This is a genomic window from Micrococcus sp. Alg238-R198 (assembly GCF_900537135.1).
GTDB classification, from domain to species: domain Bacteria; phylum Actinomycetota; class Actinomycetes; order Actinomycetales; family Micrococcaceae; genus Micrococcus; species Micrococcus luteus.
The window spans coordinates 1-8,123 of sequence record NZ_UNRH01000019.1; the positions used below are offsets into that span (position 1 = coordinate 1).

At 65.1% G+C, this 8,123-nt stretch carries 4 protein-coding genes and 2 pseudogenes; 4 read left to right on the forward strand and 2 right to left on the reverse strand.

The genetic code is table 11. From position 1 onward, the window contains the following. Positions 1-841: IS256 family transposase (locus tag G6R13_RS11820; RefSeq protein ID WP_163721761.1), on the forward strand; the 841-nt coding region annotated here is incomplete at its 5' end. A gap of 149 nt (positions 842-990) precedes the next feature. On the opposite strand, the pseudogene G6R13_RS12395 reads toward G6R13_RS11820, so the two are convergent. Both G6R13_RS12395 and G6R13_RS11830 read right to left on the reverse strand, forming a co-directional pair. Continuing rightward, a pseudogene (locus tag G6R13_RS12395) lies at positions 991-1,471 on the reverse strand (IS5/IS1182 family transposase); the annotation flags it as partial. A gap of 48 nt (positions 1,472-1,519) precedes the next feature. Continuing rightward, positions 1,520-2,773 carry an IS256-like element ISMlu1 family transposase gene (locus tag G6R13_RS11830; protein ID WP_010078638.1) on the reverse strand — a complete coding sequence of 418 codons (1,254 nt, stop codon included), beginning with the start codon at positions 2,771-2,773 and terminating at the stop codon, positions 1,520-1,522. Between G6R13_RS11830 and G6R13_RS11835 the strand changes: the two genes are divergently transcribed. The 3 genes and pseudogenes from G6R13_RS11835 to G6R13_RS11845 form a co-directional block, all read left to right on the forward strand. Further along, positions 2,759-4,639 carry a site-specific DNA-methyltransferase gene (locus tag G6R13_RS11835; RefSeq protein WP_163721763.1) on the forward strand — a complete coding sequence of 627 codons (1,881 nt, stop codon included), beginning with the start codon at positions 2,759-2,761 and terminating at the stop codon, positions 4,637-4,639. The two genes, G6R13_RS11830 and G6R13_RS11835, sit on opposite strands and share 15 nt — an antisense overlap. 19 nt (positions 4,640-4,658) lie before the next feature. Continuing rightward, positions 4,659-7,307 (forward strand): DEAD/DEAH box helicase family protein, encoded by a 2,649-nt coding sequence (locus tag G6R13_RS11840; RefSeq protein WP_163721765.1) that lies wholly within the window; start codon positions 4,659-4,661, stop codon positions 7,305-7,307. A gap of 253 nt (positions 7,308-7,560) precedes the next feature. Then, a pseudogene (locus G6R13_RS11845) lies at positions 7,561-8,123 on the forward strand (transposase); the annotation flags it as partial.

Here is an 8,123-nt window from a genome sequence, read left to right on the forward strand (position 1 = left end):
GGTCAGCCGGATGGCACAGGAGTTGGACGAGCACATCGAGGCTTTCCGTCACCGGCCGCTGGGCGAGGCCGGCCCGTTCGTGTTCCTCGCCGCCGACGCCCTGACCATGAAGGTGCGTGAGGGCGGGCGTGTGGTCAACGCGGTGGCCATGGTCGCCACCGGGGTCAACGCGGACGGGCGCCGCGAGGTCCTCGGGCTGAGGGTGGCCACCACGGAGTCCGGGGCGGGGTGGAACGAGTTCTTCGCGGACCTGGTGGCCCGGGGGCTGGCCGGGGTGGCACTGGTGACCTCGGACTCCCATCGCGGCCTCGTGGAAGCAGTGGCGGCGAACCTGCCCGGGGCCGTGTGGCAACGCTGCCGCACCCATTACGCGGCGAATCTGATGGCCGTGACCCCGAAGAGCATGTGGCCGGCGGTGAAGGCCATGCTGCACAGCGTGTATGACCAGCCCGACGGGCCGGCCGTGCACGCCCAGTTCGAGCGCCTGTTGGACTACGTGCAGGACAGGTTGCCCGCGGTGGCCGCCCACTTAGACGCCGCTCGACAGGACATCCTCGCGTTCACCTCGTTCCCGAGGGACGTGTGGTGCCAGATCTGGTCGAACAACCCCGCCGAGCGGCTGAACCGGGAGATCCGGCGACGCACGGACGCGGTAGGGATCTTCCCGAACCGGGATGCCGTGGTGCGCCTGGTCGGGGCCGTGCTGGCCGAGCAGACAGATGAATGGGCCGAAGGCCGCCGGTATCTCGGCCTGGAACTGCTCGCCCGGTGCCGTGAGCCCCTGACCACGGAGCAAGAGACCGTGATGAGCACGGAGGTGATGCCGACCCTGCAGACCTGACAGGTACAAGCCCCCTACAACCTCGAAGACGGTTACACCACTTCCAGGGACTTGACCCACCAGTGGGCAGTTCTGATGGCCACCAGCGGGAAGAAACACTGGCCGCCTATGGGCAGAACTCAATGGCCCTTGACACATGCGGAGCAGAACTACGGCGCCGGGCGCGCCCAGGGCGTGTCTGACACCAGCTTCAACCATGTGACCCCAGTGGTCAGGCGCTCGGCGGGCCGGTAGATGATCGTGCACTCGTCATACCTGGCCACCCGTCCGCGCGACTGCTGCAGGGGCGCATACTGACGTTCGATGACATTGCGGCCCCTACAGGCGACTGCGTCGAAGCCGACGGGGCACCCGCTGCTGCAGCCACGACGCCTGCGGTGGCCCTGATGGTCAGCTCACACGGGGATGACCGCCGCGGCTGCCCAAGCAGTGGAGTCGGCATCGGTCAATCCCCTGCCTGGCTCAGGCGATCAAGCTGGCCAATGGCATTCCTGCCCCCGCGTCGAGCTGATGGATCTTCGTGCTCAACCTGCCACGTGAGCGTCCGATACCGCGACCGGCAGGTTCATCCCGCAGATTCCCGTAGTTCGATCCATCCCCTGCATGGCGGGCAATGTCCGTGGCGTGCTGGTCAAGTCCCGAGTAGTGGTGTAACGCTCTGATCCTCCATTGGTGCTGCTAGGCGCTGAGTTCGAGGGTGGTTTCCGGTTCGGCGTTCACCTCGTTCCCGGTGTCGTCCACGGTGGTGAGGCGGCAGCGGGCCAACACCTCGAGGCCGAGGTAGCGGCGGCCCTCGGCCCACTCATCGGTCTGCTCAGCCAGCACCGCCCCGACCAGGCGCACGATCGCTGCCCGGTTCGGGAAGATGCCCACGGCGTCGGTGCGACGCCGGATCTCGCGGTTGAGCCGTTCGGCCGGGTTGTTCGACCAGATCTGGGTCCACACGTCCTTGGGGAACGTGGTGAACGCCAGGATGTCCGCCCGGGCACCATCGAGGTGTTCGGCCACCGCGGGCAGCTTTTCGCTGACGTAGTCCAGCAGCCGGTCGAACTGGGCGTCCACGCTGGCGGCGTCGGGCTGGTCATACACCGAGTGCAGCATGGCCTTCACGGCCGGCCACATGGACTTGGGGGTGATGCCCATCAGGTTCGCCGCGTAGTGGGTCCGGCACCGCTGCCAGGTCGCTCCGGGCAGGTTCGCGGCGATGGCGTCCTTGAGCCCGGTGTGGGCGTCGGAAGTGACCAGGCGGACTCCGGTCAGGCCCCGGGCCACCAGGTCGGCGAAGAACTCGTTCCACGCCGACCCCGTCTCCGAGGTGGCCACCCGCAGGCCGAGGACCTCGCGGTGGCCGTCACCATTGACCCCGGTGGCCAGCAGCACCACGGCGTTGACCACCCGGCCGCCCTCGCGGACCTTCATGCTCAGCGCGTCGGCGGCCACGAACGTGAACGGCCCAGCCTCCCCGAGCGGGCGATGACGGAAGGACTCGACCTGCTCGTCCAGCTCGGTGGCCATCCGCGAGACCTGGGACTTCGACAGCGCGTTGATCCCGAGGGTCTTGACCAGTTTGTCCATCCGCCGGGTCGAGACCCCGGCCAGGTAGCAGTCGGCGACCACCGTGATCAGCGCGGATTCGGCCCTTTTGCGGCGCTCGAGCAGCCACTCCGGGAAGTACGTGCCCGACCTGAGTTTGGGGATCGCCACGTCCAGGGTCCCGACCCGGGTGTCCAGGTCCCGGTGCCGGTACCCGTTGCGCTGGGTAGCTCGGCCCGGGGTGGGTTTACCCCATTCGGCGCCGACCACCGCGTCGGCGTCAGCGGAGAGCAGGGAGTTGATCACGGTCTGCAGCAACGAACGCATCAAATCCGGGGATGCTTCGGACAGGGCTTCGCCGAGCAGGCCGGCAGGGTCGACAATATGAGGAGCGGTCATCGTGATGACTCCGTTCGAGGATTCTGTGGAAGGTTGACTCGAAGGATCACACGGTGGCCGCGTCCACATCCGGAACGACGTGCCCAGTCACCGTGCGCTACACCACTCTATGGGGCACTACTGCCCTACAACACCGGCAACGAGAGCTGGGTGTACAACGATAACGTCAGCGACCCCCGCCTCCAGAAGTGGCTGGGGGACGTCGTAGGCAAGGAGGGTGAGGACCTCACCCGTCACGACAAGTGGCTGTGCATGATGTACCCCCGGCTCCGGCTGCTGCACCGCCTGCTCGCGCCCACCGGTGCCATCTTCATCTCGATCGACGACAATGAGGTTGCCGCGCTCCGCCTGATCTGCGATGAGATCTTCGGCGCGCGTTGCTTCATCGCAGACATCTCCTGGCAGCGCACTTACGCCACCCGCAACGACTCCAAGGGCATCCCCGCCGAAGTGGAGCACCTACTAGCCTTTTCCAAGGAACCGGACTGGAAGCCCAACACCCTGTCGCGAACCGCCTCGATGGATTCGAAATACAAGAACCCTGACAATGATGTCAGCGCATGGCGGACCGACAACGCCACCGCGCCCGGTGCGGCAACTCACCAGGGCATGGTGTACGCCATCCAGAGCCCCTTTACGGGAGAGCTGGTCTACCCCGCTCAGGGGCGATGCTGGACCTTTGAACAGCCAGAAGTCATGCGCATTATGGCAGGGTGGACTGACTATGAGCTCAAGGATCTCAACGACGCAGTCGAGCGCGCCCGCGTGTGTGGGATCAGCCCAGATAAGGTCAAGCCGGGTGTCCCGGCCCTGGTGCTCGCCAAGCCGCTCGCAGAGGCCCGCCAGGACGCCCAGACCGTCTACGAGAAAGGTCCTTGGCCGCGTTTTTTCTTCACTCGCAACGGGCAGGGTGGGATTGCGCGCAAGACCTATCTGGACGCCGTCGGCGGCCTTCTTCCCACCAACCTCTGGACCCACCAGGAGGCTGGCCATACGGACGAGGCCAAGAAGGAGATCCGCGCGATCTTCAACGGCCGCGTCGCCTTCGACACCCCCAAGCCCTCCCGGTTAGTGGAGCGGGTGCTCGCGATCGCGTCGAAGCCGGGTGATCTGATCCTGGATTCCTTCGCCGGGTCTGGCACCACCGGCCAGGCCGTCCTCAACGTGAATGCCCGGGACGGCGGGGGGCGGCGTTTCATCCTTGTGGAGCTCGGCGACTACGCGGAGACAGTCACCGCCGAGCGGGTGCGTCGCACCATCCGGGGATACAAGGGCACCCGGTCCCAGGAACATGTCCTCTTCGATCAGAAGCTCACGGTCGCCACCGTCAAGCGCGGCGCAGACGTTTTTGCGGAAGCCATGAAGGTGTATGAGGAGGCACTCGGCACCTATACGAAGGTGTCTCGTCCCAAGGTCACCACCACCGTCACGGGAAAGACCGGCGTCCCCTCCGTCCGCGTTGTCGCCATCCAGGAGCACGAGCAGGACGTCTCCGGCACGGGCGGGTCGTTCTCCTACTACGAGCTGGGTGAACCCCTTCTGCGCGAGGGAGACCTGAACCCGATCCTGCCCCTGGAGCGACTGCGAGAGTACATCTGGTTCACCTCGACGGGACAGCCGTACCAGGGCGGCGCTGAGAAGGTCCACCCTGACTTCCTCGGCACCCACGCGGGGGTGTCCTACTTCTTCGCCTACGACGCCTCGGAGACCACGGTGCTGGACCGCTCCTACCTCGCCTCGATCCCCACCACGTGCCGGGCGGAGGCGTACGTCGTCTTCGCTGACGTGTGTGTCCTCCCCGAGGGGCAGCTGGCGACGCATGGCGTCACTTTCAAGAAGATCCCGCGGGACATCGCCCGCCTGTGAGGGGCAGGAAAGGACAACGATGGAACTGAAGAAGTACCAGAAGCGGGTCATCGCCGACCTCAAGGACTACTTGGAACATCTGAGCCGCGAAGGCTCCCTGGAGGGCGCGTTCCGGTCGTTCTGGGCGACGCGAGGGGTCACCGTCGGCCAAGGTGGGGCCGCCGGATACCAGAACACCATCGAGGGCGTCCCCCAGGTCTGCTACAAGGTGCCCACGGGCGGCGGCAAGACCCTGCTGGCGTGTGCGTCGGCCCAGCCGATCTTCCAGTCCCTGCCCCCAGCGCGCCACCAGGCGGTCGTCTGGCTCGTACCGTCGGAGTCCATCCTCACGCAGACCTTGGCCGCGCTGAAGAACCCTACGCATCCCTACCGGCGCCAGCTCGACGCTGACTTCGGCGGGCGCGTCCACGTGTATTCCAAGGAGGAACTGCTCGCCGGGCAGAACTTCAATCCGGTCGCCGTGGCCGAGCAGCTCAGCGTGATGGTGCTCTCCTACGACTCGTTCCGCGCACGCAGCAAGGATGGCCGCAAGGCCTACCAGGCCAATGGGAATCTCATCCCCTTCAGCACAGCACTGGGAGTGCCGGAACAGCCGATTCCCACCGCGGATCAGAGCGCCCTGTTCCAGGTCATCAATCAACTCAATCCGATCGTGATCGTCGACGAGTCCCACCACGCGACCAGCAGTCTCAGCCTGGAGATGCTGGGGAACTTCAACCCATCCTTCATCCTCGAGCTCACCGCCACCCCCAAGAAGCAGGCCAACGTCATCTCCTACGTCAGTGCGTTCGAACTGAAGGCCGAGCACATGGTCAAGCTCCCCGTGGTCGCCTACAACCGCGCATCGCAGACGGACGTGATCACGGACACCATCGACCTACGGCAGTCGCTGGAGACTGCCGCCAGCGAAGTGCGCGAACAGGACGGCCGCTATGTACGTCCCATCGCACTGTTCCAGGCTCAGCCGAAAGCCCGCGAGGACGCCACTTCTTTCGAACGCCTTCGTTCCAAGCTGGTGGCGGCCGGCATCCCGGCGGCGCAGATCGCCATCAAGACCGCGGAGGTCAACGAGCTGCGCGGCGTGGACCTCCTCAGCCCGGAGTGCGAGATCCGGTACATCATCACCGTCAACGCCCTCAAGGAAGGATGGGACTGCCCCTTCGCCTATGTCCTTGCGTCCTTGGCGAACAAGACGAGCCAGGTGGATGTCGAGCAGGTCCTCGGCCGGGTGCTCCGACAGCCTCACGCGACACGCTTCAGCAACCCTCTCCTCAACATGAGTTATGTGCTGACGTCCTCCCGCGACTTCAACGACACCCTCACCAAGATCATCTCCGGCCTGAACGCCGCCGGCTTCAGCAAGGACGACGTTCGCGCCGTTGACGTTCCTGACACGGCGATCGTCCCGGAACCCAGGCCCGTCGACGATCCCGAGGAAGACCGGGGCCACCAGCTGCCAGACAGCGCTCCTGATACCACAACCGAGGAGTTCGTGGAGTTCGATGAGCAGCAGATCTCCACTCGGTTGAACACCAAGGATTCATCATCGTCGGAGGGCGCTGCACAGTCCGGAGTCTCATCCCTGCTCGCCGAGGCGCAGCAGCGCGAGGCCTCCTATGGCAGAGCGGCTGACGCGGCCGCTCACACGAACGCGCCCATAGTGCCTGCGGAACTGGAGGACGCCGTCGTGAGCAGCCACATGTTCCGAGAGCTCGCCGACGAGTTCGCCGGGTACGCATTGCCACAGTTCGTGACCCCGGAGGAAGGGAGCGCTCTCTTCTCCGAGATGGAGAGCGGGCTGGTGGCACTCCACCACGAAGCGCTGGGCGCCGGCTTCACCCTGCGAGGCAAGGACACGCGAATCAACCTAACGGTGGATGAGCAGATGTTTCAGATCGACGTCCGCTCCGCCAAGGATGTCCCGCGCGCTTTCCGAATGAGCGTTCAGGATCAGCGCATCATGCGGGAACATTTTGGGAACCTCGATCTCGACGCGCAGAGGCGAAGTGCCGCAGGGGACATCTTCACGAGGTTGAAGCCCATCAATGCGATTCGCGATGCCGACCTTCGCGCGTACGTCGCGCAGGTGGTGGAGAACTTCGATGCCACAGCCATGGCCGCCTACCTTGAACACCCCCAGAGGGCGGCCGAGCTCATCCAGCGCAAGATCAATGGCTTCCTGGACGAGCACAAGGCCCAGAAGTTCAAGGACGACCTCGAAATCGGCCGGATTCGGGTGGACTTCACCTACTACCTCCCGGAGACCATCAACCCCGTCGACGCGACGACCACCATCGGCGGTTCCCTCTACGAAGCCGAAGACCGCATGAACAAGGACGAGGTCGAATTCGCCACTCGCTTCTCGGCGATGAGCAACGTCCGGTGGTGGCACCGCAACATCGAGCGCCGAGGCTTCTGCATCAACGGCCCCATCAACCACTACCCGGATTTCCTCGTGATGACTACGCGCGGTCACCTGGTCGCAGTTGAGCCCAAGGGTGCACACCTCAAGAACGACGACTCCCGCATGAAGCTCCGGCTCGGCCAGAAGTGGGCCGAACTGGCCGGCCCGGACGTCCGCTACTACATGGTCTTCCAGGATGACACGGCGCCCCTCGAAGGAGCTCACACGATGAGCAAATTCTTTGAGCTTCTGAGTCAACTCTGAGCCAGGCTCGGATGACGACCGCAAGACCCAGAGACAAGGACGTCCTCACTTAGGAGCTCCGGGCCCCTTAATACGTCGGTGCCGGACCTACGTTTATGGGCCGACCCGGCAATCAAGAAGGGGACGCAATGTTCACCATTGAGATCTACTTCATGGATGGCCTGACCGGCTGGGCTGACCCCGTTTCGTAGGTCCAGTCGTTATGAGAGTCGTCCTGTTGCCCGCGGTCGCGGGCAGGGAGACTGGTCAGATCATGACGAACAGCAGGAAGCGTCACACCCCCGAGCAGGTCGTCCGTAAGCTCGGGCAGGCCGACAGGATGCTCGCCGATGGTCAGGACGTCGCGGCGGTGTGCCGGGAGCTCGGGGTGTCCGAGCAGACGTACTACCGGTGGCGGAACCAGTACGGCGGCCTCAAGGCCGACGACGCAAAGCGCCTGAAGGAGCTGGAGAAGCAGAACGCGACCCTGAAGCGTCTGCTCGCGGAAGCGGAGCTGGAGAAGGCCGCGCTCAAGGAGCTGGCTGAGGGAAACTTCTAAGCCCGGACAGGCGCCGCGCCGCCGTCGATCACCTCAAGSGCAAGTTGCGGGTGAGCGAACGGATGGCGTGCCGTCTGGTCGGGCTGAGCCGCTCCGCGTACCGGCGACCGCTCAAGGGCGACACGGTCGCGGACCCGGATCGGGCGCTCAGGGAGTGGCTGCGCGCCTGGGCGAAGGACCATCCCCGCTACGGGTATCGGCGGGCGTATCACGACGCCCGCGCCGAGGGGTGGGTGGTGAACCACAAGAAGATCCAACGCCTGTGGCGTGACGAAGGG